This is a genomic window from Candidatus Poribacteria bacterium, from assembly GCA_021162805.1.
Taxonomy (GTDB): Bacteria; Poribacteria; WGA-4E; order B28-G17; family B28-G17; genus JAGGXZ01.
The window spans coordinates 1-23,117 of sequence record JAGGXZ010000212.1 but is presented as its reverse complement, the minus strand read 5'-3'; the positions used below and the strand labels follow the sequence as shown (position 1 = coordinate 23,117).

Sequence of the window (23,117 nt, the reverse complement as noted above, 5' to 3'; positions counted from 1 at the left end):
AAGCCTTTCGGCACCCGTTTTACAATTTTACATCGTTTCGGGGATAAGGTCAATGACATCATGGCCTTTTCCGCTATGACGATCGAACGGGCCTGTACTGGTCGCTGACCAACATCACACTGGAAAAGTATAAGGATGAGAACATCGAGCGTGTGCGTAACACGGTCGTCCTTATCAGCTCCTCTGACCTGCGCGATTGGGCGGTTCGCAAGATCATCCTACATCACCCCGATACCCGCTATCACGCCTTTCAATACCTCGATTGGCAATTCGAAGGCAAGGATATCATCGCCGTGGCCCGCACGGCCTATGATGACGGTCTTGGCGGCGCCCATAATCAGCATGATGCCAATTTCATGACCTTCCACCGCATTTCAGGTTTTTCCGAGATGCTACAGACGTAGGGGGAAAGTCAAAGAAGCCTTTTTTCATCCTCTATTCTCCTGATATCGGTGATATCCTGTGTTACCTCTATACATCCGAGGTATTCGCCCTTCCCGTTGCGGACGGGGAAATATCTGATGTAGATCATCCTGTCTCCCATTTGGATCCAGAATTCGGCCACATCCCTTCGGCCCGTTTTGAATTCCTCCAGTATCCGATTGACGAGGTGTATGCTTTTCTGAGGGTGACACTGTTGGACCTTGCGTCCGATCACGGCCTTCGTCCTGACGAATATCCTATCCTTGGACTGGTTGAAGTATCGGACGGTATCATCCTTATCCACGAAGGTTATATCCACCGGCAGGGAGTTCAATACCCCCTCAAGCTCCTCCACGGACAGGCTTCCCGTCCCAAACGCTATCGTTCCTCCCGCCTCGGGCAGAGGAGCCTGTTTCTCCACTTCCGGAGCTGCTACCTCGGGGAGTTCCGGAGTGAAACAGCAATACCCTATCTCATCGAACTGGCACCTTATATCGGGCCATTCCTCCTCGTCCATGACCCTCAAAGCTGTTGGGAAGAGGATGTTGTTCTCCTTGTAAAAGTGGTTTGAGAGCATCTCGGCCAGAGCGAGCGAGCTTTCCCTCAGTTGGGCTTTGAAATCCTGAAGATCCATCTCCTCTCTCCCGTCCACGATCCTGTATATGTTCTTCTTTACCTCCCTTATCCTATCGTGCTCCATCCACATAATGGCTGGGGGTTGGGTGACGCCATGTCTTTCGAGATAGGGGAAGAGGACGTTCTCCTCACGCAGGTAATGGCTTTCCGAATCCTTGAGGTGCTCCACGATATGATTTATCCGATCCATCTCCTCCCCGCCGGCCGATTGGAGGTTTCCAGCCGCGTCCCTCAGATCGCCCGCGAACCGCAACAGCATCTTATGTTCCTCCATGAGGATATGGATCGGATGACCTTCGGGCGCCAGGGTTTCCCCTCCCTCCAGCGATTCCCTGAACACAGCCAGATGGACGTCACAGAGCCTCTGGACCTCCTCCTTCGGCATCCCCTCCTTTATGAGCTCCTCCTCCACCTGGGCTATCACATCCGGCGTGAGGCCCTTTATCAGATCCTTAAACTGCTCTTTCACCTCATCGGGATCAGCGCCTTCATGGAGCCGTTTTATCAGTTCCTTCAAAGTTTCCTTCCTGTTCACAATATTACCTCCAGTTTTTAATTAGGATATACCGGCTTCTGAATATCGTTAGGCCGGTACTTCGGGAGATTTTATATGTCCAGCTCAAATATAGGCTTCTGATCTTGAGCTATCCTCTTAAGCTCCTCGATCTCCTCATCAGTTATTGAGGTATAGTTCGAGGCTACCTCCACGGCTATTCTGAAGAGCTTCGGGTCTCCGGAAGGAACGGCCGCCGTTATCGGCTGAGATAGGGTAAACCGAATGGCCATGGAGGCGAGTTTGGGATCGGAGGCGGGTTGATACCATCCAGCTCATCTCTATATTCGAGCTCCTCATCCAAGTGGAAGACGGCCCAGAGCAAATCGGTGAAGGTCTCATGTTCCATCAAGCTTGGATTTTCCAGGAGCCTCACCAGAAATTCTCTATTCCCCATGAGGAACCGCCGTAGATCCTTCAGGTCGATCAGGTTGATATCCACATGGAACCTGTGCCCCATCATTTGATCGACCGCTTCCTTGAAATCTATCTCACTCCAGTCATGTCCCTTTGCCAGTTTGTTTCTCACCTCCTTCAGTTTCGGATCGGCGTTTGAAAGGCGGGTCAACAGCTCCCTGCCCACCTCACTGAAGAAGACGCCTATGATCATGTTCAGCTTCTCCATCCTGTTTCTCTTCTCCCTTGCCTTAAGGAGCTCATGTATCACGAGGGTAACGAGCAGAACTTCGAGGGGGACGAAGGCCACGTCCCCCAGCAGGTAGATGAAGATGTGATGAAGGTCCCTGAAGATGAGGTAATGGGCCAGATAGAGGAGGACGGAGAGGACAACCAGCGATAAGCCCATGACTATCGGCCATTTAATTCCCCTCATCCCTCATTCTCCGGAGGCTATATCAGCCACATAGGCGTATCTAAGGATGCCTTCCCGCCTATCAGAGCTTCTTATAACAGAACCACCAATCGTAGCACTCAATTTCGCCCTTCTCGGCCGATTCGAGCCGTTCCTTGACCTGCCCTTCGGATGTGGCAGGCGGGACGATCACCTTATCGCCGATCAGCTCGTTCTCCGGCCAGCCGGCGGGCAACGCCACCCCTTCTTTATCGCTTATCTGAAGGGCTTTAAGCAGCCTGAGGATTTCATCCATGTTCCTGCCCACATTGAGCGGGTAGTATATGATTGCCCTTACGATCCCTTTCGGGTCGATTACGAAGACGGCCCTTACGGCTTGGGAGTTGGAGGCTTCGGAATGGAGCATCCCCAGCATTTCGGCGATCTCGCCCGTGTTATCGGCTATTATCGGGAAGGGTATCTCCACTCCAAGCTTCTCCTTGATCCACTCGGTCCACTTGATGTGCGAGAAGACCTGATCGATTGAAAGGCCTATCAGATCGGCGTTCAGCTCCTTGAACTTCTCGTACCTTCTAGCGAAAGCGACGAACTCGCTTGTGCACACCGGGGTGTAATCGGCCGGATGGGAGAAGAGAATCACCCATTTACCCTTATAATCCTTGGGGAAATTGATGATTCCTTTGGTGGTCTGAGCCTGAAACTCCGGCATCTCATCCCCTATAAGCGGTATACCTTTTTTGATCTCCTCCATTTTACCTGTCTCCTCTGGGTTTGATATGAACAATCAGTTAAACAGTTTGAATTTATCCCTGGGTGCGCCACAGACAGGACATCTTTCAGGCGGCTCTCCCTCGCCGGTATATCCGCACACATCACAGATGTAGATTTGACCGATCTCCGCGTCCTTCCCTGAATCCACCGCCTGTTTGGCCTTCTGGTAGAAGGCGGCATGGATCTTCTCAGCCTCCAGCGCATACCGGATCGATCTCTGAGCCCCTTTCTCCCCCTGCAACTGTGCCACGGCGTTATAGGCGGGATACATCTCCTCGACCTCGAAGGTTTCCCCGTCGATAGCCGCTTCCAGGTTTTTGCTCGATGTGCCCAGATCGCCCAACGTCTTGAAATGGTTCGCGGCATGAACCTGCTCAGCATAAGCTATAGCCCTGAAGAGCTTCGCCACGTTCGGAAATCCCTCATCCTCCGCCTTCCGTGCGAAGATCAGATATCTCATATGCGCCTGGCTTTCGCCGGCGAAGGCGGCCCTGAGGTTATCATCCGTCATCTTACGCATCTGAACACCTCCTGAGGTTTGTTTTTTCAACGATAGGCTATCGGCCTTCGGCCTCAGCCGAGCGCCGATCTTTTATTTTCGAGCTACACTCCTTACAGTATCCGTAAAATTCAAGCTTATATCCGGTTATCTCAAAGCCCGTTTCCTCGGAAAAGCGCTTCCCCAGGTTTTCCGGAATAGGTTCATCTACATCGAAGACCCTCCCACAGCTCAAACAGATGGCGTGATAGTGCATCTTTGGATTGCCGTTATACCTGCATGGGGATTTGCCAAGGGGAAGCTTTTGCAACAATCCCAATCTCTCGAACAGATCCAGGGTTCTATACACGGTTCCCAAACTGATATTTGGGATCCGTGGTTTGACCATGTTATAAAGCTCCTCTGCGGTCGGATGGACGGAGGAACTACGGAGGACCTCGAGAATCGTCAGCCTCTGCCTCGTCGCCCGATAACCCTTTTTCCTGAGATCATCTATAAGCTCGTCCTCTCTGATAAACACCATTGGACTCCTGATGAGATGAATAATAGTAACGATTATCATTTCTAATAATAACACACCCGGGAGGTCGATGTCAAATCGAGTTGCTCATATTATCGCTGAGTGTAGCGGAGATTTTCATTATAGTCATTTATTGTCATTCGTCGTCCTCATAAGATCGATGGCGTTTATGGAGGGGAACATGTCCTATCATCTTCGTATCTTCGTAATCGCAGCTTTTCTTTTAGGAGTTGTGTGGGGGATAGCGAAGGCAAGCTCGGTCGAAACCGCCGTAGATCAAACCGCCGAGGAGATCCTTAAAAGGTCAGGGGTAACGGGTGGGGTGATCGTCGATATAGGCTGTGGTGAGGGCAGGTTGGCCGCCGCCCTTTGCCGTAACGACCGATACGTCGTGCAGGGGTTGGACGTGGACGCACGGGCGATAGAGAGCGGACGGAGAATGCTTTACGCCAGAGGGCTTCTGGGCCGCGTAACTCTTCGAGTGCTGAAGGGATCATATCTCCCCTTCATCGACAACATGGTGAACCTCGTGGTGGTCGAGAAACGGGATCTCGTTTCGAACTCGGAGATCATGAGGGTCCTCCGCCCGCTCGGAGTTGCATGTATAGCGACCGGGGACGGAAGGTGGCGGATCAAGAGGAAACCGTGGCCTAAGGATATCGATGAGTGGACGCATTATCTCCACGACGCGACGAACAACGCTGTGGCCAAGGATACGGTTGTCGGCCCACCCTCTCATCTACAATGGCTGGCCAACCCGAAATGGAGTCGTCATCACGATCACATCTCAGCGATGACCGCTCTCGTTTCGGCCGGTGGGCGGATCTTCTACATCATGGATGAGGGCTCGAGGGAGTCGATTCTATAAGAACGGGCATTGAGTTCATCGATATCGAAAGGAAGCATTGGACGGTCAACGATTGGGTTCGCGGCGCCTGCCTTTACGGGATCATGCCGTGTAACGGATTGGTTTACTGCCCGCCTCATCCGTGTATCTGCTATGCCGAATCGAAGCTATCGGGATTCCTCGCCCTTTCAGCCGATCGATCGACCGACGGAACGGTTTACGCGGACCGGCCTACGGCACGATCGATCCTCGACCGACAGCGAATAAGTCCGATTGGCCGACGTATCGCCGTGATATCGGCCGGAGCGGTGCGACACCCATGTCGATTCCGGCGAGGGTTAAGGAGATCTGACGCACGAAACTTCATGAGCCGTTGTCGGCGCCGACCGTCGCCAACGGGAAGATTTTCGTATCTGAGATCGATAGCCACAGCGTTGTCGCCCTCGACTGTGAGACCGGGAAGGTTCTCTGGCGGTTTCTCTGCGGTGGGCGGGTGGATTCGCCGCCCACCGTCAGCTGAAGCTTAATTCGCCGCCGAGGTGGGACGGCCTTGTGGCAGCCGGCCATAGGCTTTACATGACGGCTGTGGACGGTACGATTCGTTCTTTCGGGGCGAGATGAATTAGAGGTTACCCTCGGCGAGCGGACATATGTCGCAGCTTCCTGCGGAGCAGAAGGTTTTGTATATGAAGATCAACCCCTGTTGCTTCCGCGCCCCATCGGGTTTTATAGGGCCTAAAATGTCCGTGAGCTTCCTCGTGATGTAGTTTTCCTGAAGTTTAGGATACGCGGAGTAGATCTCCGATACGGCCTCTGAAAGCGTTGAGCTCTGACTCTTAGCCGCCCAAAGGTAGAGGGCGGGCAGGATCACGTTAACGGTTATATCCGAGGCTCTGGAAGGCCCAATAAGGTTTACCGTCGGCCTCATCCTGCGTCCGAAGTCAAGGTGATCCATCCAGTATCCGGTGGCGGGCACGATGAAACCCTTTCTCAGGGCGGAGACGGCCTGACGTTTGCTGATCCTCCCCTCTATAAGCCGTTCCACGATCTCAAGCGGCCTTGCCAGGAGCCCCTCGCCGTTAACTGAGAGGAGATACGCAGCGGCAGCGATCCTTCTTGCGGGCGAGTTGGCGGGGCGTATGCCCGAAAATCTCCAGTCCTCCCTGGAAAGCCCTCCCTCCACCGCTTCCCACCCTTCAAGTCTATCACGCAGGGCCGACACGTAATCCTTCGTCCTGCCGTCCATCTCCTCCGTTGGATCGGGCAACAGGCCGGATGTCGCAAATAGCCTAGCCTCGATCTGCATCCGCTCCATCCCGAAGAGGCCCTCAGATCTTTCGAGCCTCGCCAATCGGCAGAAGGTTCCTCTATTGGACGAAAATCCCAAAGCGTCCATCATCCTCTCATAGACCGCCTGTTCGAAACCCTCTTTTGAGCTGATCTCATCTATGAGATCGGCCTTCTCCAGCAGTCTTTCCCATCCCAATTCATCCAGCAGTCTCATCACCCTATCGGGCTTTTCGGACGCCCTTGTACACGGGAGCTGCCTTTCGCCTCCATAAAACTCCCTGGCGATCTCCTCCAGAGACGAGTCGAGCTTATCGTATAGCTCCACGGTCGGCACCCTCTCGCCGTTCTCCTTCCTTATAAGAAGGCTCACCCCGTCATCCCACATCACCACATGTAGGATCACGCCGTTATAGAGCGGATCGGCATGATGATCGTGCGAGTACCAATCCGATGCGTTGACGTGTATCTCGACATCTCCCCTCACCGCCTCGGCTTCGATAAGCAGCTCGGCTCCTGTAAAATCCGGGCCGGCTCTCTGCGGTTGACCGGGGGAGATCACCGATATCGTTCTACCGTCTGTCGTCCTGAGTTCCCCTTTGAACCGCTTTCTCGACCAGATGTATGTCACGACTCTTTCATCTATCCCGATCCTCATGGTTCCTCCCCCTCAAAAAGTCCATGCATGCCTTTTCCAAATCCGAGGAGCTCATATGATATACATCGGAGAGAGCGCCTGAAAAGGGTTTATCATAATCTCTTCTCCCATATAGTTCCAGGAGTTCCTTCAGCCTTCCCTCACCGAACCTCCGGCTGATGAAGATCACCGATCCCATAGCCTCAAGATAGGTGACCTCCGGTTTCCTCAGCATTATGTTCCTCTCCAGTTCCCTCCAGGAGTAGAGCCTTTTGTCCTTGAGTTTTTCCCTTATAAAATCGATCATGTAGTCGCTCGTGGGGTTCGGGTGAGAGAGGTATTCGGCCATTCCCTCGTTGAACCAGATAGGTATCGGTTTATCGTGGAGTTTTCTTCTCAGGAAGATATGCACGAGCTCATGGGTGATCACATGGGAGTTATAGTACTGGGCCACCACAAAGAGCGTTCCCTTCCTATTCGTGACTGCACCGCCTATATCCCGTATCTCCCCTGTCGCCCGATAGACGGATCGCCTGTCCGGAAGGAGGAATATCTTATAAGGTGTTATGAGCTGGCAGTTCATCCATCCCGACAATCTCTCATATATTCCGTCCACCTCACCGGCGGCCTTCGACGCTATCTTCTCCTGTTTAGGCGAAAAATATATCTCGAAATATCTGGTCCTTTTGACCTGAAACTCCGCTCCGTATCTCCTCACATAGGTCAACTTCGGGATGCTATCGACATCGCTCCTTCGGGATGTCTCAAGCGCATAACACCCCATTAGGAACGGCAGAGACAGGCAGGCTGCGATGATCCTCAGATGAAAACGCATATCTGCCTCGAAATATAGTCATCAAATGACGGCGAAATGACCTACATGACTATAAATGACCGTGCCGTATACGGCGGATGATCGGTCAAGGGGAAGCGCCACGCCCGATAAGAACGTTCCCTCTACACGCTACGGAAGCGAGGCGTATAGGCACAGTCTGGTTTCCCGGCCTCTATGCTCCAGCTTGAGCGAGACAGGCCTCTCCTCCGGGGGACGAAGGGCAAGGTAAAGGGAGTAGATAGCGCTTAAGGCGATGAAACCCGTCGAGGAGCCGGATAGGATCATCCCCACCTGATGTCTCACCTTGTAATCGTCAAGGTGCGATTTCATCTCCGCCTGAAGAACGGTGTGAAGATATCGATCGTAGGATTCGTTTGCCATCTTATACATATATACGCTTCCGAACCTCATCGCCACGCCGAGAGTGAAGGTCGTTATGACGAACTTGGAAACCTCAGCGCCCTCAGCCTTCATCCCCTCTATCGGGAGGATAAGCATCATCGCCGTTACGAGCGGAATCATCCTTTTCATCTTTTCACCTTCTACCTTGGATTTTCATCACGCCCATCGCCAGAATTCCCCCGGCGGCGTCGGCCATCCAATCGAACGGGCTGGCGTTTCTCCCCGGGATAAAGGACTGGTGTATCTCATCCGTCGCCCCGAAGATGATCACGAAAAACAGGGCTGCCAGATACGGATGTTCGCCGACCCAGCTCTTCGATGTGCTCCGAAACGCCCTGAAGACCAGAAAGCCGAGTATCATATACTCGAGAAAGTGCCACAGTTTATCCGGTTTAAGCAGTCTGGGATCGGGGGATGGCAGAGTGGGCGTGGATGATACGGTGATAACCGCTGCGATGTAGATGCATAAAGGCAGCCAATATCTAACGAATCTTATCCCACACCTCCTGATCAGACCCTGATTCGCTCATATTGCTGTCGAGTGTAGCGGAAACCCGAAGCCAACGCCCGCCGTAACTGTGATGAGCGACCTTGCCGCAAACGATGAAGATCGATCGGGAAAAGCGCTACACTCCAAGAGCATCTCAATCTAATTATACATGATCGATCTCTTCTATTTCAATGCAGGACTTCTCAAAAGTTCATGGGGCGTGAGATGAGGAAAATCTAGGCAGCATAAGGGTTTTTGAGCAAATTCGCGATAGATTAGAGCGCGAATTTCCTTTGAATCACTTACACCATCTAAGCCTTTCCCCATCTGCATTCTTCAAAAGTTTTTGCGAAGTTCTGGCTCGCCCCCTTGACAAGAGGTCACAAGATATAATAAAATATAGATGCTCACGTGGGCGAGTGGTGGAATGGTAGACACGATGGACTTAAAATCCATCGCTCCTTAGTGAGCGTGAGGGTTCGAGTCCCTCCTTGCCCACCAAATCAAGGCAGGAGGGCAGTGACGCGGGGTGGAGCAGTCAGGTAGCTCGTTGGGCTCATAACCCAAAGGTCGGTGGTTCAAATCCACCCCCCGCAACCATTTCTTCCCTACCTGAAGAATTATGGCGGTGTAGCTCAGTCGGCAAGAGCACACGGCTCATACCCGTGGCGTCTAGGGTTCGAATCCCTACACCGCCACTTTTTTTATCTCCCAAAAATGGAGAGGTGACACATGAAACTCGGGCTTCTGACCGGTTTCTCCGAGGATATGGTGAGGTTCGCCGCCGAGGCGGGATTTGAATGTCTTGAGATCTCCGGGCCTCCGGGCGAATGGCTCGCCGATCCATCACAGGCCGAAAAGGCCAAGGAACTCCTGGATGAAAACGGATTGGTCGCTGCCTCCTTCCTCACCGGGTGGCCCTCGATAAGATCGAGTAAGGATGAGCTGAGCTCCCATCTCGACAGGCTCTCCAAGGTGATGGATATATGCAAGCTTATGGGCGATACCATCATAACCGGCGCTGGGCCTATGGGATACGATCCTGGGAAATCCCTTGAGGAAAACGTGGCCTCCTTCAAAGAGGTGTTCTCGCCCGTCGTCGAGCTTGCTGAGAAAAAGGACGTTAAACTGGCTTTCGAGAATTGGCCCGGCAAAGGGCCATACGCCGATGGCGGGAGCCTCGCCGTAACCCCTGAGACATGGGAGGCGATGTTCGACGCCGTCCAATCGGATCACCTCGGCCTTGAATTCGATCCGTCCCACCTCATATGGCAGTGGATAGATCCGCTTCAGGCCGCGAGGGATTTCATAGGGAGGATATTCATAGTCCACGCCAAGGATACGGAGATATTCTGGGATAAGCTCAGAAAAAGAGGGGCATATCAAAGGGGATGGTGGACATACAGACTGCCGGGGTTCGCTAACTTCGACTGGCCGAAGTTCTTCGCTCTGCTCCTGGAAAACGGATATGACGGAAACGTCATCATAGAACACGAGGACCCGCTGTTCAGCGGGGATAGGCGCAAACTCGGATTCCAGCTCAGCGGTAATTATCTCAGAAGATGTATGATGAAATCCTAAAATCCGCTTAGGTCCGGCCGTCCTGGCCGGGCCTGATCCCCGCCGAGGCGAAAGATGAGGTTATCCCCATTTGTGAAAAGGTATCTCAGAGAGGATATAGAACAGCTTAAACCATACATCGTCCATCGCTACGCTGACCTCATTAAGATGGACGCTAACGAAAACCCGTTCGATCTTCCCGCGGAGCTTAAGGAGCTCATATGCCTGGAGCTTAGAAAGACGCCGATCAACAGATATCCCGACGGCTCCGCCCTCGATCTGAGAAAGGCTTTGGCCGAAAGGCTTCTCGTCGATCCGGATCAGATCGTCATGGGTAACGGCTCCGACGAGCTCATCGGCCACATAATAACCCTCTTCGCTTCCCCCAAAACCAGGGTTCTCTATCCGGTGCCTACCTTCTCGATGTACGGAATCATATCCCGCATACAGGGGGTAAAAACGGTCGAGGTCCCTTTGACCGAGAACTTCGACATAGATCCGGATCAGATGATGAAGGGTCTGGTGGGCAGCCCAAACATCGTCTTCCTCAGCTATCCCAACAATCCCACCGGTAACTGCTTCGATGAGGATATCATCAGAGCTCTGCTGGAGAGGAGCGATACGCTGGTGGTCATGGATGAGGCATATTTTGAATTTTCGGGGAGAAGTTTCCTGCCGATGTTGGATCGATTCGATAATCTCGTCATCCTGCGCACCTTCTCCAAGGCGTATGGACTGGCGGGATTGAGGGTCGGATATATGATCGCTCAGAGAGATCTCGCCGAGCAGGTGAACAAGGTCAGATTGCCCTACAACCTGAACTCGATCTCGCAGATGGCAGCTTTGAAGGCGATGAGGTTCGATCAGGAGATGGCCGAAAGGGTACATCTGATAATCTCGGAAAGGGAGAGGCTATACCAGGAGATGCTCCGGATGGAAAACGTCCATCCCTTCCCCTCCGATGCGAACTTCATCCTTTTCAGGGTACCCGATGCGACAGGATGTTTTGAGGGTCTGCTTGAGAGGGGAATCCTGGTCAGAAATCTCGATTCAGGGATGCTGAGGGGATGTCTCAGGGTAACGGTGGGAAGTCCGAAACAGAACGAACTATTTTTAGAGGCGTTGAGGGATTGTGTCTAGTGAGGAACGTCGATATAAACTACACAGGCCTCATCTCCCCTTTTTCATGCGACCGGCGGCGCTCATACTTCTGATCGCTTCCTCGGTCATCGGACAGTTTCTCTGGAGATACATATCGGCGGCTTGGGGCTTGGATCAGCGTCCCGGCTTATTTGCGTATGTCCTGGGAGCTGTTCTCGGATATGCCGAGGGGAAATGGACGGCCGCTTTATGGGATAGATACTACATTGACGCTCTGCTGAGGAGGGTGAAACTGTGGGATACGTCCTTGGGGAAGCTTACCACCCTGTTTGCGATCTTCGCCCTCGGCCTGCCCATAGCTTTGACCATCATGCCGACACAGACCAGGGCGCTTGAGTCGGCCATGCAATCCTATGTGTTCGGATTTGTGGGGGGGATGAACCTCGCTCTGTATCTCTGGGTTAGGGGGTTGCCCAAATGATGAGAGTCGCCCAGGTGGAAAGGGAGACAGGTGAAACGAAAGTTAAAGTCAGGCTTTCTCTCGACGGTGAGGGGAGATATGATATATCGACCGGGATCGGTTTTTTAGATCATATGCTCGAGCTCTTCGCCAAACATGGCCTTTTCGACCTGGAGCTCCATGCTGAGGGTGATCTGCATGTCGATTACCACCACACCGTTGAGGATGTGGGAATATGTCTCGGCGAGGCAATATCGAAGGCTCTGGGGGACAAATCTGGGATCAGGCGATTCGGATTCTTCATCCTACCGATGTTCGAATCGCTGGCCATCGTCTCGGTGGATGTATGCGGGAGGGGATTTTTAAGCTTTAACGTCCCAGATCTGGAGGGGAAGATAGGGGATTTCGACTGCGAGCTGGTCGAGGAGTTCTTCAACGGTTTCGTCGGACGAGCAGGGATAACAATGCACGTCCTGGTTCAATATGGATCGAACAGACACCATATCGTCGAGGCCATCTTCAAAGCCTTCGCCAAAGCGCTGGACATGGCTACACAGATGGATGAGAGGGTCAAAGGTGTGCCTTCGACGAAGGGGGTGCTGGAGTGATGATGGCGATAATCGACTACGGCATGGGGAATCTGAGGAGCGTGCAGAAGGGTTTCGAGCGCGTGGGATTCAAGGCGATCGTGACGGACGATCCCCGCAAGGTGAGAGAGGCGGATGCGATCGTGCTCCCCGGCGTTGGAGCGTTCGGGGCGGCGATGGAAAGGCTCAGGCGATCCGGGCTCGCCGAGGAGATCGTCCAGGCCATTAAGGATGGAAAACCATATCTGGGAATCTGCCTCGGGCTACAGCTGCTCCTCTCCGAAAGCGAGGAGGGCGGCAGATTTGAGGGGATGGATCTGATCAAAGGACGTGTGGTCAGGTTTCAAACCGATATGAAGGTGCCTCACATGGGATGGAACCAGGTGAGGATCGTCAGACCCAATCCTCTTCTGAAGGACATCCCGGATAACTCCTACTTCTATTTCGTCCATTCCTATTACGTCGTTCCCGAAGATAAATCGCTGATCGCCAGCACCACCGAATACGGCGTGGAATTCACCTCGATGGTCTGGCATGATAACCTCTTCGCAGTGCAGTTCCATCCCGAAAAGAGCCAGAGATTGGGTTTAAGAATATTGAAAAACTTCGGGGAGCTGGCGAAGAGATGAGCGATGAGATCGAAACGAGGAGATCGATCGCTTTGAAGGCGGCGGATAAATGTATAAAGGTGCTAAAAGAGCGGTTCGGTGTGAAAGAGGCCTTTATAGCAGGATCGCTTCGCGGAGATACCCCCTGGCATGACCGATCTGATGTGGATATAGCTGTTGAAGGGCTTGAACCCGGCAGATATATCGAAGCGATGGAGGAGCTGTGGAATCTCATACCGGAGGGAATAGATCTGGATCTGATCCCTCTTGAACGCCTTCCAAAACATATCGCTGCCATGCTGAAAGGGGAGAAAAAGATGGATGAGATGCGAACCTTTAGGGAGCTCATAAAAGGGGAGATTCTAAACCTGGGTAGGATCGTATCTCAGGTTGAAGATCTGCTCACCTCCGGCATACGTGAGCCTTCAGAGCTTGAGCTCGGCGGACTTGGCAAATACGTTCATGACTTCTACAACGGCGTAGAACGTATCTTCGAGCGGATCGCCCTAACGGTGGATGGAGATCTGCCCAAAGGCGAAAGATGGCACACCGACCTCCTGAGATTGATGGAGGTGGAAACGGAAAACCGATCAGCCGTGATAGACCATGAGCTCGGTTTGAAGCTCCATCGATACCTTAGATTTAGACATCTCTTCCGCCATACCTATGGCTATGAGTTGATCTGGGATGAGCTTCGCCCGTTGGTCGAAGGGATGTCTGAGCTGTTCAACGCTTTAAAGGGACAAATCGAGGGATTTCTCGATACATTGGAACATGAGGGGGTGTGATATGGCCGTCATATCGGTCGATCTGAGACGGCGTATAGATGAGATATCGCCGCTGATTTACGGAAATTTCATAGAACATCTAGGAAGATGTATCTACGGTGGAGTCTACGACCCGGACTCCCCCCTGTCGGATGAGAGGGGATTCAGAAGGGACGTGATCGAGGCAGCTAAAAGGTTGAAGGTCACCATTCTCAGATGGCCCGGCGGCAACTTCGTCTCCGGATATCACTGGATGGATGGGATCGGCCCGAAGGAAGCTAGGCCCAAGAGGATGGAGCTGGCATGGCATACCGTCGAGACGAACCAGTTCGGCACGGACGAGTTCATACAGTTCTGCAGACTCCTCGAGACGGAGCCTTATATCTGCGTCAACATGGGCAACGGCACGATGGACGAGGCTCAGGCTTGGGTCGAATACTGTAACGGCAGGGAGGATACATATTACGCGAACCTGAGGAGAAAATACGGGCACGAGGAGCCGTATGAGGTTAAATTCTGGGGATTGGGAAATGAGGTCTCGGGAAATTGGCAGATAGGGCATAAAGAGGCGGAGGACTACGCGAAGCTCGCCCTTGAGTTCGCCAAAGTCATGAGATGGACCGATCCGTCGATAAAACTGGTCGCGTGTGGCTCCTGTATGCAGAACGCATACGATATGAACTGGAACAGGGTGGTCGTCGAAAAACTGACCGGCATATGCGATTACATCGCCATCCACATGTACGTGAACAACCGTCAGGATAACTACTACGAATACATGGCCGTCTCGGAAAAGATCGAGAGGTACATTCGGGCCGTGAGAGGGATAATCGATTGGGGAGTATATCACCATAACGGCAAGAAGATGAAGATAGCCTTCGACGAATGGAACGCCACGCCCAGTTTCCCAAACGATCACCCCAAACACGGACGGTACACCTTGGAGGACGCCCTCGTGGTGGCGATGTTCCTTAACTCCTTCATCCGAAACGCCGATTATGTTAAGATCGCCAATATGGCTCAATTGGTCAACGTTATCCCTCCCATCATGACCAAGCCCGACGACATGTTCCTTCAGACGATCTTCTTCCCGCTGGAGCTTTACGCAAATGAGAACGGATCCGTGGCGCTCGACGTACACTGCGAGTGCGATTCGTTCGAGAGCGAGGGATATGGCAAAGTGCCCTATCTGGATGTGTCGGCGAGCTATAATCCCGAAAGCGATCACCTCACCATAAACGTCGTCAACAGGCATTCCTCCGATCCGATAACGGCCAAGATAGAGAATCATTTCGGCAGATTGATCGAAGCGGGAATGGTTTTTGAGATAACGGGCGAGGACGTCAAGGTGACGAACGATTTTTCAGAGAAGGAGAACGCCAAGACGGTCAAAAGGCCGATCTCGGTCCCCGGAAACGAGTTCTCCTACGAGTTTCCGCCCCATTCCATTACAACTCTGAAGCTTGCCGTGAGGTGAGGAGATGTACAGGAAGCTTTCGACCGTTACCCTCAAAAGCGGTGAGATTATGGAGATAGGGGTGGTAAAGGCCCCGGATGAGGAATACGCTTCGAGGATAAACTCCTTCCTCGAACATAAGCCCGATGTGTACAAATGGCATATCAGGCGATCGGTCAGGGAGGAGCTGGATGAGCTTGAGACTTATTTCTACATCGGTAAGCTCGGCGATGAGATCATAGCGAACATCATGACCGTAGAGCATCTGGGGGTTGGGATACTGGGACATGTCTTCACGAAACCCGAGCATCGCCGTAAAGGGGCCTGTGCGGCTGTGATGAGGGAGCAGATGGAGGATTTTCGCCGGCGCGGGGGGAAGGCGCTTTACCTCGGCACGGGATATGGCGGAGTGGCATATCATATATATTCGAGCTTTGGCTTCAGAAGCGTGGTTCCCGGTTCAGGATTCATGAGGTATTTCGCCGAAGAGGATTTCGAGTCGAGGTGGTTTGACCCTCGGGAGACAACGGTCAGGGTTAAGGAGGTTCAATGGCACGACTGGGCGAAGATGACGGCGCTGACCGGCGTGGTGGAGGGGGACTGGCTCAGGAGCGTCATGATCCCCATCTACGGGCCGACCAACTTCGAGGGAGGGTTCCTGGCACTGAAGAGGGAGCTCGAGGAGGGAAGAAGATACAGAGAGGTTAAGCTGCTGGAGTCCGAAAAGACCGGGGCGATCGTGGGATTTGCTGCTCTGATGGATGACCCAAGGTGGGGCGGGAATGTCTGCCTGCTCGATCTGTTCGTCCACCCCAATTTCTGGTCCTCGGCTGATCCGCTGATGGATACGCTTTCCTGGCCGAGCAAAAAGATCCAATGTTTCGCTGAGCTCACCTCAGACGGAAAGATCGATCTGCTTAAAGCCTATGGATTTCAGCAGGAGGGACTCTTCAAAGGACAGATCATCAAAGGGGATGAAAAGATAGATATCCTCTGTTTTGCCCGTTTCCCCGCTTAGATTCCCCCTACGTCACTTGGAGATCACAGCGAGGCCACTTTGCCATTCTTTGCCTTTCAGCCCGGCGTAGTCGGATCGGCCTCTAGTCTACCGGCGTCAGCCTGAAGTATTTAATGCTCAGGCCATGGTTGGGGGATTTCATTGTGAAGCTAAGAGCGTTTTTGCCTTCGACCAGTGAGAGCTCCACCGGCTGGCACCATCCCCACATACCCATGGTATATGGAATAGCAAGCGCTACTGATCGATACGGCCTGGAGCTGCTGCCAGCCGGGCAGTTCTTGTTGTCTGCAGTCGACATGACGATGAGACGGGACCTTACCCGCCGCGGCGTCGACTTTGGTTGGCTTCGGGCCTTGCACCAACCATGTGATATCGACTTAAAACCCTCGCTTTACCTGTCCCCATGTGATAGCTAACTTCCCCTTTTTTGAGACGTCCAGAAATATGCTGGCGATACCGCCATCAACGAGGGATCTAATCTCACCTTTCGTTAAGGCCCTTCTTATGAGGATTATCTCATCGAAGGCGCCTACCAACCACCTGTTCAGGTGACCGTTGATGTGCAGAGGAGCAGGGTTAGTCCCCACATCGCAATCCGCTCCGTCCATGCTGGCTTCTTCCTCTCCATCCACGTAAAGCCTTATCGTCCCACCCTCACGCACACCTGCTATGTGGTGCCATTCGCCATCATTGATGGTCGATTTGCTTGCTATGTGAAAGCTTTGACCGGCGGCATTTCTGAGGAAGAAACTGACATGTCCATCCAACTGCTTTGCCTGATTGGCATAGTAAAGCGCATACCACGGCCGAGTCTCAGAAGGCTGGTAATTCTTCGCAACTATCATAGGCGGATTACCAGAACTCATCTCCGTCTTCACATATGCGGCGATGGTGAAATCTTGCCCCTTAGGAAACTGAAGGCTCGGATGGTCGGGAACCTCTATCCAACTGACATTCCCTTTGAAGAGCATCGCACCGCCGAACTTCCCCTCCTCAGTCCATTCTACGTTCCCGTGGATCTTCCCAACATGTCCGTATTTGGATATGTCTTTGGCCTCTTCCTTCACAGGTTCATCAAAGAGCCAAATGGCGGCGACGTCAGGATCAGTAACCTGTATGGCTTCGCTCATGGGAACCATAGCCGATATCATCATTAAAACCACAAATATCCCCCATAACCTCATGGTCTACCCCCTTCCTTATTTCTGAGCACACAAAGATTGTACTCTAATGAGGAGAAGCTGTCAATGCGGCATTCTTTACAAAAACTGGTGGAGGATGCTCCTCACCATCCGAAACCCTTACACGGGAGTTCCGCTTAAGGACGAGCCTGCGGTAGCCATAGCCGAGTTGGTGAATGAGGATTCCTGGTCATAGATCACGTTGTTGCGGAAAATCAAGGATGATCCCGGGCATCCCTTCTTTACCGCCCGAACGGGGGTTCCGACTGGCGTTAAGGGACTTTACTTCCCAGCATGCATACGGTACGGATACATTGTGTACCCTACCTCCCGGCATGCTTTAATCGTCTCAATGTAGGGGGTATCGCAGATGTCCAGAAAGCCGATCTGATAGTTCTCCCCGTCGCCTCGTCCTGTCGTGGGTTGATCGCCGAACTGGAACCAGTGTGTTCCGACGATAAGCGGGTTTCCCAGGGCGCTGTGGACATAGTTGATATATGCCTGTGCTCGCTCCTGTTGATCTTTCACCGGCACCAACCCCGTATGGAACATCCCTCGATCAAGAGCTCCGAAGTGGAACTCACCGATGATCACCGGCTTATCCATCCCATCAGGCAAATGCAGATCGGCGACGCTACGTTGATATCTGTTGAAGCTGATAACGTCGCAGTATTTGGCCGCCGCCTGTATTGCCAGTTCGTTAACCCAGGCGAAACGGCAGCCGAGGTAGAGCTGATTTGGCGCTATCTCCTTGACGGCTTCCCTGCAGATTCGGAAGTAGGCCTCGGCGATCTCCGTGTAGAAGGCTTTCAGATCCTCGCCTGCCCTATCACGCGATGGGGCGCGGCGAGAGATAAGAAGATCATCCCAACTTTCATAATTCGTCCCCCACACGTTATTGAGCGCTTCGATCCCCCCGTATTTCCCACGCAGAAATCGGAGAAACTCCTGTTTCGCGGGTTGATCAGCGGGGGAGAGAAGCGCCGCTTCGGCGAGCGAGAACTCATCGCCCCAGCTCAACTCATTATGGACGAAGTAACCGATACACCACGGATCGTTAGCGCTCCGCCCTCGTTCCTCCTTCATTCGGTTGTGCAGGGAGCTTTTGAAGCTGGGATCGAATGGATCGGGGAATTTCCCCCAATAGCCGGCGCTGCCCTCGATCGGTCGCCCCATTCCGTTGATCGCCACCACATACGGCGTGCGTCGCATCAGGCAGATCTCTGATTCCGACCAGTTCCCGATCGTATTCATCCCCCAACTGCGCAGTCGACGGTGGCAGAGATCGCTGAAGATCCGTTTCCAATCGGGGCCGTATTTCCTCAGCAGATTCGCGCCTGTGAAGTTAAACGTCTCATAATGTTTGCCGTGATAGTATCCATGAGGCGCCCAGGAGGCACTTCCGTAGAAGATCCCGAACGGTGACTCCTTAGGCGGCAGTTCGGCGAAATAAAATTCGCGGTTTGTTATAGGTGTCACGCCGGTTGTCCACCTGACACAATCGATACCGTGTGACCAGAAAAGACATCCCTCCGGATCGACCAGCCACCATTTGCCCTTGTATTTCTGGACTCGGAAAAATCCCGTGGCCTTCAGCCTTGGCCCATCCATCCAGCCGCCGAACCGATCCCATCCTTTGGGGCCGGGATGAGCGGTGAGATCAACCGTCTCTTCCTCACGTCGCCGATGGAGATCCTCATCAGAACTCGTTTTGCCGGGCCATTCCTCATGGATAAACTGACCGTAACGATCGATCATCGGGAAGAAATCCTCCGGCGACATATTCAGCCACTCTGGCTGACTGTAGGGACCGACAGCTCTGGGACTTGTTATCTCGAAAAGATGATCGGTTTCGGGGCGGTTTACGAAGAGGAGAAGCTGTGTGATATCCGACGCATCGATTCCCCCCTCCTTAACCATTCCGCCTGGATATCCCCGCATACCGAAGAGCTTTTCCGCCAGGGGCTGGGGCAATCGGCGACGGAGCGGCACAGTAAGCGTCCCTGATCCTCCAGGGGCAAGTTCGACCGATCCGGTCACACAGTTTCGCCGCCCGTCCGCCCCGGGGTTGTTCACGCGCAGGAAGATACACACCTGGCGATCGCTCAGGTTATGGACATCCAGGGTGATTCTGGTCCATGCGGATAGATCCCACCTGCCGGATGGCGCCTTAAGCGTTATCCCCGGCCAGGGCTGCGAATGACCTGTTCTAACCCGAAGGGCATAGCCTTCAGCTCGCCAAACCAGCTCGGCGGCGGCGTCATGCGTCGATATCGCCTTAACGTTGAAGGCGGAGCCGAAATCCAAAAGGGTTACGCCCGTTGTATCTGATTTATCGCTGGCGAGATAACCTGTCGCCAGGATCGATCCCACGATCAGATAGATAGAGCTCATTTCTCTTCCTCCTCTACACGTTGAACGCTCAATGTTTTGACGTTTAAACGAATCGCTCATATTATCGCTAAGTATAGCAGAGATCAGAGAGGTCTGCCGCTCCCGTTAAACGATGAACGTGTAACGGATCTCCGCCATATTCGGCGATAATATGAGCGAAAACACAGACGGTTGAATGATAGCTCCTATCCGATCGGCCGTCAAGACTCTGAGCGTCAGAAGTAGTTCGTTCCTTGACCGAATGTTGTATCTGTGCTAAAATGTCGGGCGAAAAAGCGAGTTTTGGAGGCAAGAATAGATGAGCAGACTGGCCATATACGGCGGTCCTAAGGCCGATCAACTGACATAGAGGGTGGAGGGATAGAGATGACGGGATATGAGAGGATGATGACGGCGCTCAGACGTGAGGAACCGGATATGGTGCCCGTCTGGGAGCTGATAGTCAACCAACCGGTCATAAAAGCGCTGTTCGGGGATATCAGCTATATGGATTTCGTCGAGAAGATGGATCTGGACGGCGTGACGATCTTCGAGGACGGTAGGATCGTCAAACAGTTCGACGATCGGACCTATCAGGACGAATGGGGGATCGTATGGAGGGTGGAGGGTGAGACGGGCATACCGTACCGGGTCGACGGGCCGATTAAAAGCGAAAGGGACCTCGATAGATACACCCCTCCCGATCCCGATGCCGACTACAGGCTCAAAACTTTAGAGGAAGCGGTCAGGAGGTTCAAAGGCGAAAAGGCCATCGTCTTCCTCGGACATGATGCCTTCGAATTCTCGCACTATCTGAGGGGCATGGAGAACCTGCTGATGGATTACGTGTTCAATCCCGAGTTCGCCCACCGTCTGGCGGAGATCGTGATAGGCTACAAAAAACGGGTTATGGAGAGGGCGATAGAGGTCGGCGCCGATATAGTGCTGACCGGCGATGATTACGCCTATAGGAAGGGACCGATTATGTCTCCGGACCACTTCAGACAATTCGTGCTCCCATATCTCAAGGAGATGGTGGATTTGGCCAAATCCAAAGGTGTGCCCTTCATAAAACACACCGACGGCAACATCTGGCCGATCATGGATATGATCATCGAGACAGGTATAAACGGGATCGATCCGCTCGAACCGATCGCGGGGATGGACATAGGCGAGGTTAAAAGGCGATATGGGGACAGGGTGGCCGTGGTGGGTAATGTGGATTGCGGTGAGCTGTTATCGCGCGGCAGTCCTGGGGAAGTGGTGGAGGCCGTTAAGGAAACTATAGCGAAGGCATCGCCGGGAGGAGGACACATCTTGGCCTCCAGCAACAGCATACATCCGGCAGTCAAACCGGAGAATTACAGAGCGATGGTCGAAGCTGCAAGGAAGTTCGGGAGATATCCGATAGATCCGAAACTGGTGGAGGAGTATAGGGATAAAAATTACATCTCCAGGTATCTCTGATACCGTATCATCCGCGCAGGTCAACTGTCGTGCCTTTCCTCTCCTCGAGCCCTATCTGTTTGAGCATCTCGGAGGAGATCCTCTCGGCCACGGTTTGAATCTTCCGTTCCTTCGTCTTCCCCGAGTTCCCTTTTTTATCGGCGGGCTGGGGATCGTGAAGCCTGAAAAGCTTACCTATTCTGGATATGAGTCCGGTTCCGTCAATTCCCATCACCTTCACCTTCAACCCCGAGGTTGATCTATTATATTATCGGAGGATATAACCGATGACTTTAGGGAAAATCTTCGCAATCGGCATCGATGCAGGAGGCACAAAAAGCCGAGGTATGATCGTGGATGTGGAAAACCTGGCTGAGATAGCGACGGTTGAGGACAGGCCGGCCAATCCACTTCAGGTTGGGATGGATGAAAGCGTGAGGGTGATCCTCAGGATTATCCGGCGTTTAGAAGATAAAGCAGGGGAATTCGGTGGACAGGTCGAATCCGTCTGCGTCGGAATGGCGGGAGCGGGCAGGGAAAGGGAGATCGAAAAGCTTAAAAAGCATATCGACGCCGAATTCGTCACCGACGCCGAAGCCGCTCTGGTAGGAGGTTTGTTAAGGGAATGGGGAGCGGTTCTGATCTGTGGTACCGGCTCTATCGCCATGGCGATATCACCTTGCGGGGAGAAGTTCAGAGCCGGCGGATGGGGGGCATGGCTGGGAGATGAGGGAAGCGGATTCGATATCGCGATCAGAACGCTGAGAGCTGTGATGCGATCATATGACGGCCGGTGTGAGAAGACGATCCTAAGCGATATGATCCTGCAGGAGCTCAGCCTTAGAGGTGAGGAGGAATTGATTTATTGGGTCGGATCGGCTAAGAGGGATGAGGTGGCGAGATTGGCTGAGCTGACCTTCAAGGCGGCTGATGAGGGCGATGGAATCGCGGGCGCGATACTCGATGAGGCGGCGGAAGAGCTGGCGTTGCTGGCCGAATCGGTGCTCAACAGGTTGGAGGAACCCGATCTGATCGTCTTGACGGGCGGGGTATTCGAAGGCCAGTCTACTTTCAGATCTAAGGTGGCCCAGATCATATCACGCAGGGTAAAAGGCACCAGATGTGTTCAACCGATCAGGGGACCGGAGTTTGGAGCGGCATTGATCGGATTGAAACACAAAAAAAGGCAGATCCGATGACCTGCCTTTCGATAATGCCCTTATATGGGTTTATGGTGCCCCCGGCCCGACTCGAACGGGCACGCCCTTACGGGCACAGGCCCTCAACCTGCCGTGTATACCAATTCCACCACGGGGGCAAACTCAATTAGAATTATACTAACTCGCTCCCCTCAGTGTCAAGTTCGCGCTATCGTTGGGGTGTATAAGAAATCTGTCGGAGGCTCAAGCAGCCGATTTCACCTCACCAGAAGGGATCTCACTCAGATACCTAGCCTTCAAGAACAACATCGCCTCAGCCCTTTCCTTATTCCATCTCATACCACATCCCTTCATCCTCAGATTGACAACATTCTTTATCCCACTCTCTATCCCTCCGCTTCCGACAGGTAAGCCTTTCTCTCTGTAGAGAGCATAACTCATCCTATCCTTGTTGGTGGTGTAATACCTTATCAAATCTTGCAATGCCTTCCTCCTTTGAGGGTTCCTCTGCTTCCGCTTCAGTTTCTCCAAGGAATCTATCACATCTTCCACCTTTCCCTCCCAAAGGAGAGACTCCTTCTGCTTAACCCAATCTTTTGTTTTCTTTGTTCCTTCTCCATATAGGATCTTTCCAACATCCCAAAGGTGTTCAACTGCATGTGCCCAGTCCAATATCTGCGTGCAGTGTA

The 23,117-nt window shown here is 52.9% G+C and carries 26 protein-coding genes and 4 tRNA genes; 16 read left to right on the top strand and 14 right to left on the bottom strand.

Going from position 1 to position 23,117, the window contains the following annotated elements; genetic code table 11:
* Positions 1–152: 152 nt before the first annotated feature.
* A complete protein-coding gene (locus J7M22_17420) occupies positions 153–404 on the top strand; it encodes a hypothetical protein (protein ID MCD6508382.1) in 252 nt (83 codons plus the stop codon).
* A gap of 8 nt (positions 405–412) precedes the next feature.
* On the opposite strand, the gene J7M22_17415 is transcribed toward J7M22_17420, so the two are convergent.
* From J7M22_17415 to J7M22_17395, 5 genes are all read right to left on the bottom strand, one after another.
* Entirely contained in the window at positions 413–1,597 is a 1,185-nt protein-coding gene (locus J7M22_17415; protein MCD6508381.1) for a DUF438 domain-containing protein, read from the bottom strand.
* 214 nt (positions 1,598–1,811) lie between these two features.
* Entirely contained in the window at positions 1,812–2,444 is a 633-nt protein-coding gene (locus J7M22_17410) for a hypothetical protein (GenBank protein ID MCD6508380.1), read from the bottom strand.
* A 61-nt stretch (positions 2,445–2,505) separates the two neighbouring features.
* The gene (locus tag J7M22_17405; GenBank protein MCD6508379.1) at positions 2,506–3,174 is read right to left on the bottom strand and encodes a peroxiredoxin; all 669 of its coding nucleotides are present in this window, start codon (positions 3,172–3,174) and stop codon (positions 2,506–2,508) included.
* A gap of 33 nt (positions 3,175–3,207) precedes the next feature.
* Positions 3,208–3,714 carry a rubrerythrin family protein gene (locus J7M22_17400; GenBank protein MCD6508378.1) on the bottom strand — a complete coding sequence of 169 codons (507 nt, stop codon included), beginning with the start codon at positions 3,712–3,714 and terminating at the stop codon, positions 3,208–3,210.
* Positions 3,715–3,751: 37 nt separating this feature from the next.
* Complete coding sequence (locus J7M22_17395; GenBank protein MCD6508377.1) at positions 3,752–4,216, bottom strand: transcriptional repressor; 465 nt, start codon at positions 4,214–4,216, stop codon at positions 3,752–3,754.
* 178 nt (positions 4,217–4,394) lie between these two features.
* Between J7M22_17395 and J7M22_17390 the strand changes: the two genes are divergently transcribed.
* Positions 4,395–5,081 (top strand): class I SAM-dependent methyltransferase, encoded by a 687-nt coding sequence (locus J7M22_17390; protein MCD6508376.1) that lies wholly within the window; start codon positions 4,395–4,397, stop codon positions 5,079–5,081.
* 352 nt (positions 5,082–5,433) lie between these two features.
* Positions 5,434–5,580, top strand: a complete 147-nt coding sequence (locus J7M22_17385) for a PQQ-binding-like beta-propeller repeat protein (GenBank protein ID MCD6508375.1) — start codon at positions 5,434–5,436, stop codon at positions 5,578–5,580.
* Positions 5,581–5,682: 102 nt separating this feature from the next.
* Here the strand turns inward: J7M22_17385 and J7M22_17380 are convergent, their stop codons facing one another.
* The 4 genes from J7M22_17380 to J7M22_17365 all read right to left on the bottom strand — a co-directional run bounded on the left by J7M22_17380 (position 5,683) and on the right by J7M22_17365 (position 8,582).
* A complete protein-coding gene (locus J7M22_17380; GenBank protein MCD6508374.1) occupies positions 5,683–7,005 on the bottom strand; it encodes a DUF2851 family protein in 1,323 nt (440 codons plus the stop codon).
* Entirely contained in the window at positions 6,986–7,819 is an 834-nt protein-coding gene (locus J7M22_17375; GenBank protein MCD6508373.1) for a hypothetical protein, read from the bottom strand. Before J7M22_17375 ends, J7M22_17380 begins: the two co-directional genes overlap by 20 nt.
* 129 nt (positions 7,820–7,948) lie before the next feature.
* Positions 7,949–8,350: a hypothetical protein gene (locus J7M22_17370; protein ID MCD6508372.1), complete on the bottom strand. Its 402-nt coding sequence runs from the start codon at positions 8,348–8,350 to the stop codon at positions 7,949–7,951.
* A gap of 4 nt (positions 8,351–8,354) precedes the next feature.
* Positions 8,355–8,582 (bottom strand): VanZ family protein, encoded by a 228-nt coding sequence (locus J7M22_17365; GenBank protein ID MCD6508371.1) that lies wholly within the window; start codon positions 8,580–8,582, stop codon positions 8,355–8,357.
* 542 nt (positions 8,583–9,124) lie between these two features.
* Between J7M22_17365 and J7M22_17360 the strand changes: the two genes are divergently transcribed.
* The 11 genes from J7M22_17360 to J7M22_17310 all read left to right on the top strand — a co-directional run bounded on the left by J7M22_17360 (position 9,125) and on the right by J7M22_17310 (position 16,268).
* Positions 9,125–9,212: transfer RNA gene (locus J7M22_17360), tRNA-Leu, on the top strand.
* A 22-nt stretch (positions 9,213–9,234) separates the two neighbouring features.
* A tRNA-Met gene (locus tag J7M22_17355) sits at positions 9,235–9,311 on the top strand.
* A gap of 24 nt (positions 9,312–9,335) precedes the next feature.
* Positions 9,336–9,409, top strand: a tRNA-Met gene (locus J7M22_17350).
* Positions 9,410–9,443: 34 nt separating this feature from the next.
* Positions 9,444–10,292, top strand: a complete 849-nt coding sequence (locus J7M22_17345) for a sugar phosphate isomerase/epimerase (GenBank protein MCD6508370.1) — start codon at positions 9,444–9,446, stop codon at positions 10,290–10,292.
* Positions 10,293–10,364: 72 nt separating this feature from the next.
* Positions 10,365–11,411: a histidinol-phosphate transaminase gene (gene hisC, locus J7M22_17340; GenBank protein ID MCD6508369.1), complete on the top strand. Its 1,047-nt coding sequence runs from the start codon at positions 10,365–10,367 to the stop codon at positions 11,409–11,411.
* Entirely contained in the window at positions 11,404–11,853 is a 450-nt protein-coding gene (locus tag J7M22_17335) for a hypothetical protein (protein ID MCD6508368.1), read from the top strand. Before hisC ends, J7M22_17335 begins: the two co-directional genes overlap by 8 nt.
* Positions 11,853–12,440 carry an imidazoleglycerol-phosphate dehydratase HisB gene (gene hisB, locus J7M22_17330; protein ID MCD6508367.1) on the top strand — a complete coding sequence of 196 codons (588 nt, stop codon included), beginning with the start codon at positions 11,853–11,855 and terminating at the stop codon, positions 12,438–12,440. Before J7M22_17335 ends, hisB begins: the two co-directional genes overlap by 1 nt.
* Positions 12,440–13,048 (top strand): imidazole glycerol phosphate synthase subunit HisH, encoded by a 609-nt coding sequence (gene hisH, locus J7M22_17325; protein MCD6508366.1) that lies wholly within the window; start codon positions 12,440–12,442, stop codon positions 13,046–13,048. The genes hisB and hisH overlap by 1 nt, the downstream gene beginning before the upstream one ends.
* Positions 13,045–13,815: a hypothetical protein gene (locus J7M22_17320; GenBank protein MCD6508365.1), complete on the top strand. Its 771-nt coding sequence runs from the start codon at positions 13,045–13,047 to the stop codon at positions 13,813–13,815. The genes hisH and J7M22_17320 overlap by 4 nt, the downstream gene beginning before the upstream one ends.
* A gap of 1 nt (position 13,816) precedes the next feature.
* The gene (locus J7M22_17315; GenBank protein ID MCD6508364.1) at positions 13,817–15,271 is read left to right on the top strand and encodes an alpha-N-arabinofuranosidase; all 1,455 of its coding nucleotides are present in this window, start codon (positions 13,817–13,819) and stop codon (positions 15,269–15,271) included.
* Positions 15,272–15,275: 4 nt separating this feature from the next.
* Positions 15,276–16,268 (top strand): GNAT family N-acetyltransferase, encoded by a 993-nt coding sequence (locus J7M22_17310; GenBank protein MCD6508363.1) that lies wholly within the window; start codon positions 15,276–15,278, stop codon positions 16,266–16,268.
* 377 nt (positions 16,269–16,645) lie between these two features.
* Here the strand turns inward: J7M22_17310 and J7M22_17305 are convergent, their stop codons facing one another.
* The gene (locus tag J7M22_17305; protein ID MCD6508362.1) at positions 16,646–17,452 is read right to left on the bottom strand and encodes a LamG domain-containing protein; all 807 of its coding nucleotides are present in this window, start codon (positions 17,450–17,452) and stop codon (positions 16,646–16,648) included.
* Between the two features lie 279 nt (positions 17,453–17,731).
* Positions 17,732–19,843, bottom strand: a complete 2,112-nt coding sequence (locus J7M22_17300) for a beta-galactosidase (GenBank protein MCD6508361.1) — start codon at positions 19,841–19,843, stop codon at positions 17,732–17,734.
* A 366-nt stretch (positions 19,844–20,209) separates the two neighbouring features.
* On the opposite strand from J7M22_17300, the gene J7M22_17295 reads away from it, so the two are divergent.
* Positions 20,210–21,289, top strand: a complete 1,080-nt coding sequence (locus J7M22_17295; protein ID MCD6508360.1) for a hypothetical protein — start codon at positions 20,210–20,212, stop codon at positions 21,287–21,289.
* A 7-nt stretch (positions 21,290–21,296) separates the two neighbouring features.
* On the opposite strand, the gene J7M22_17290 is transcribed toward J7M22_17295, so the two are convergent.
* On the bottom strand, positions 21,297–21,509 hold the full coding sequence (locus J7M22_17290; protein MCD6508359.1) for a hypothetical protein: 213 nt from the start codon (positions 21,507–21,509) through the stop codon (positions 21,297–21,299).
* A gap of 46 nt (positions 21,510–21,555) precedes the next feature.
* Here J7M22_17290 and J7M22_17285 point away from each other — a divergent pair, with 46 nt between their 5' ends.
* Entirely contained in the window at positions 21,556–22,467 is a 912-nt protein-coding gene (locus J7M22_17285; protein ID MCD6508358.1) for a hypothetical protein, read from the top strand.
* Positions 22,468–22,500: 33 nt separating this feature from the next.
* On the opposite strand, the gene J7M22_17280 is transcribed toward J7M22_17285, so the two are convergent.
* Both J7M22_17280 and J7M22_17275 read right to left on the bottom strand, forming a co-directional pair.
* Positions 22,501–22,586 (bottom strand) — tRNA-Leu (locus J7M22_17280).
* An 85-nt stretch (positions 22,587–22,671) separates the two neighbouring features.
* On the bottom strand, positions 22,672–23,117 hold a 446-nt coding region (locus J7M22_17275), incomplete at its 5' end, for a hypothetical protein (GenBank protein MCD6508357.1).

Bases quoted from the DNA above. Each gene is read 5' to 3' on its own strand.
- J7M22_17410 (MCD6508380.1), bottom strand. From the start codon at position 2,444: ATGAGGGGAATTAAATGGCCGATAGTCATGGGCTTATCGCTGGTTGTC.
- J7M22_17405 (MCD6508379.1), bottom strand. From the start codon at position 3,174: ATGGAGGAGATCAAAAAAGGTATACCGCTTATAGGGGATGAGATGCCG.
- J7M22_17400 (MCD6508378.1), bottom strand. From the start codon at position 3,714: ATGCGTAAGATGACGGATGATAACCTCAGGGCCGCCTTCGCCGGCGAA.
- J7M22_17395 (MCD6508377.1), bottom strand. From the start codon at position 4,216: ATGGTGTTTATCAGAGAGGACGAGCTTATAGATGATCTCAGGAAAAAG.
- J7M22_17390 (MCD6508376.1), top strand. From the start codon at position 4,395: ATGTCCTATCATCTTCGTATCTTCGTAATCGCAGCTTTTCTTTTAGGA.
- J7M22_17380 (MCD6508374.1), bottom strand. From the start codon at position 7,005: ATGAGGATCGGGATAGATGAAAGAGTCGTGACATACATCTGGTCGAGA.
- J7M22_17375 (MCD6508373.1), bottom strand. From the start codon at position 7,819: ATGCGTTTTCATCTGAGGATCATCGCAGCCTGCCTGTCTCTGCCGTTC.
- J7M22_17370 (MCD6508372.1), bottom strand. From the start codon at position 8,350: ATGAAAAGGATGATTCCGCTCGTAACGGCGATGATGCTTATCCTCCCG.
- J7M22_17365 (MCD6508371.1), bottom strand. From the start codon at position 8,582: ATGATACTCGGCTTTCTGGTCTTCAGGGCGTTTCGGAGCACATCGAAG.
- J7M22_17345 (MCD6508370.1), top strand. From the start codon at position 9,444: ATGAAACTCGGGCTTCTGACCGGTTTCTCCGAGGATATGGTGAGGTTC.
- hisB (MCD6508367.1), top strand. From the start codon at position 11,853: ATGAGAGTCGCCCAGGTGGAAAGGGAGACAGGTGAAACGAAAGTTAAA.
- hisH (MCD6508366.1), top strand. From the start codon at position 12,440: ATGATGGCGATAATCGACTACGGCATGGGGAATCTGAGGAGCGTGCAG.
- J7M22_17320 (MCD6508365.1), top strand. From the start codon at position 13,045: ATGAGCGATGAGATCGAAACGAGGAGATCGATCGCTTTGAAGGCGGCG.
- J7M22_17315 (MCD6508364.1), top strand. From the start codon at position 13,817: ATGGCCGTCATATCGGTCGATCTGAGACGGCGTATAGATGAGATATCG.
- J7M22_17310 (MCD6508363.1), top strand. From the start codon at position 15,276: ATGTACAGGAAGCTTTCGACCGTTACCCTCAAAAGCGGTGAGATTATG.
- J7M22_17305 (MCD6508362.1), bottom strand. From the start codon at position 17,452: ATGAGGTTATGGGGGATATTTGTGGTTTTAATGATGATATCGGCTATG.
- J7M22_17300 (MCD6508361.1), bottom strand. From the start codon at position 19,843: ATGAGCTCTATCTATCTGATCGTGGGATCGATCCTGGCGACAGGTTAT.
- J7M22_17295 (MCD6508360.1), top strand. From the start codon at position 20,210: ATGACGGGATATGAGAGGATGATGACGGCGCTCAGACGTGAGGAACCG.
- J7M22_17285 (MCD6508358.1), top strand. From the start codon at position 21,556: ATGACTTTAGGGAAAATCTTCGCAATCGGCATCGATGCAGGAGGCACA.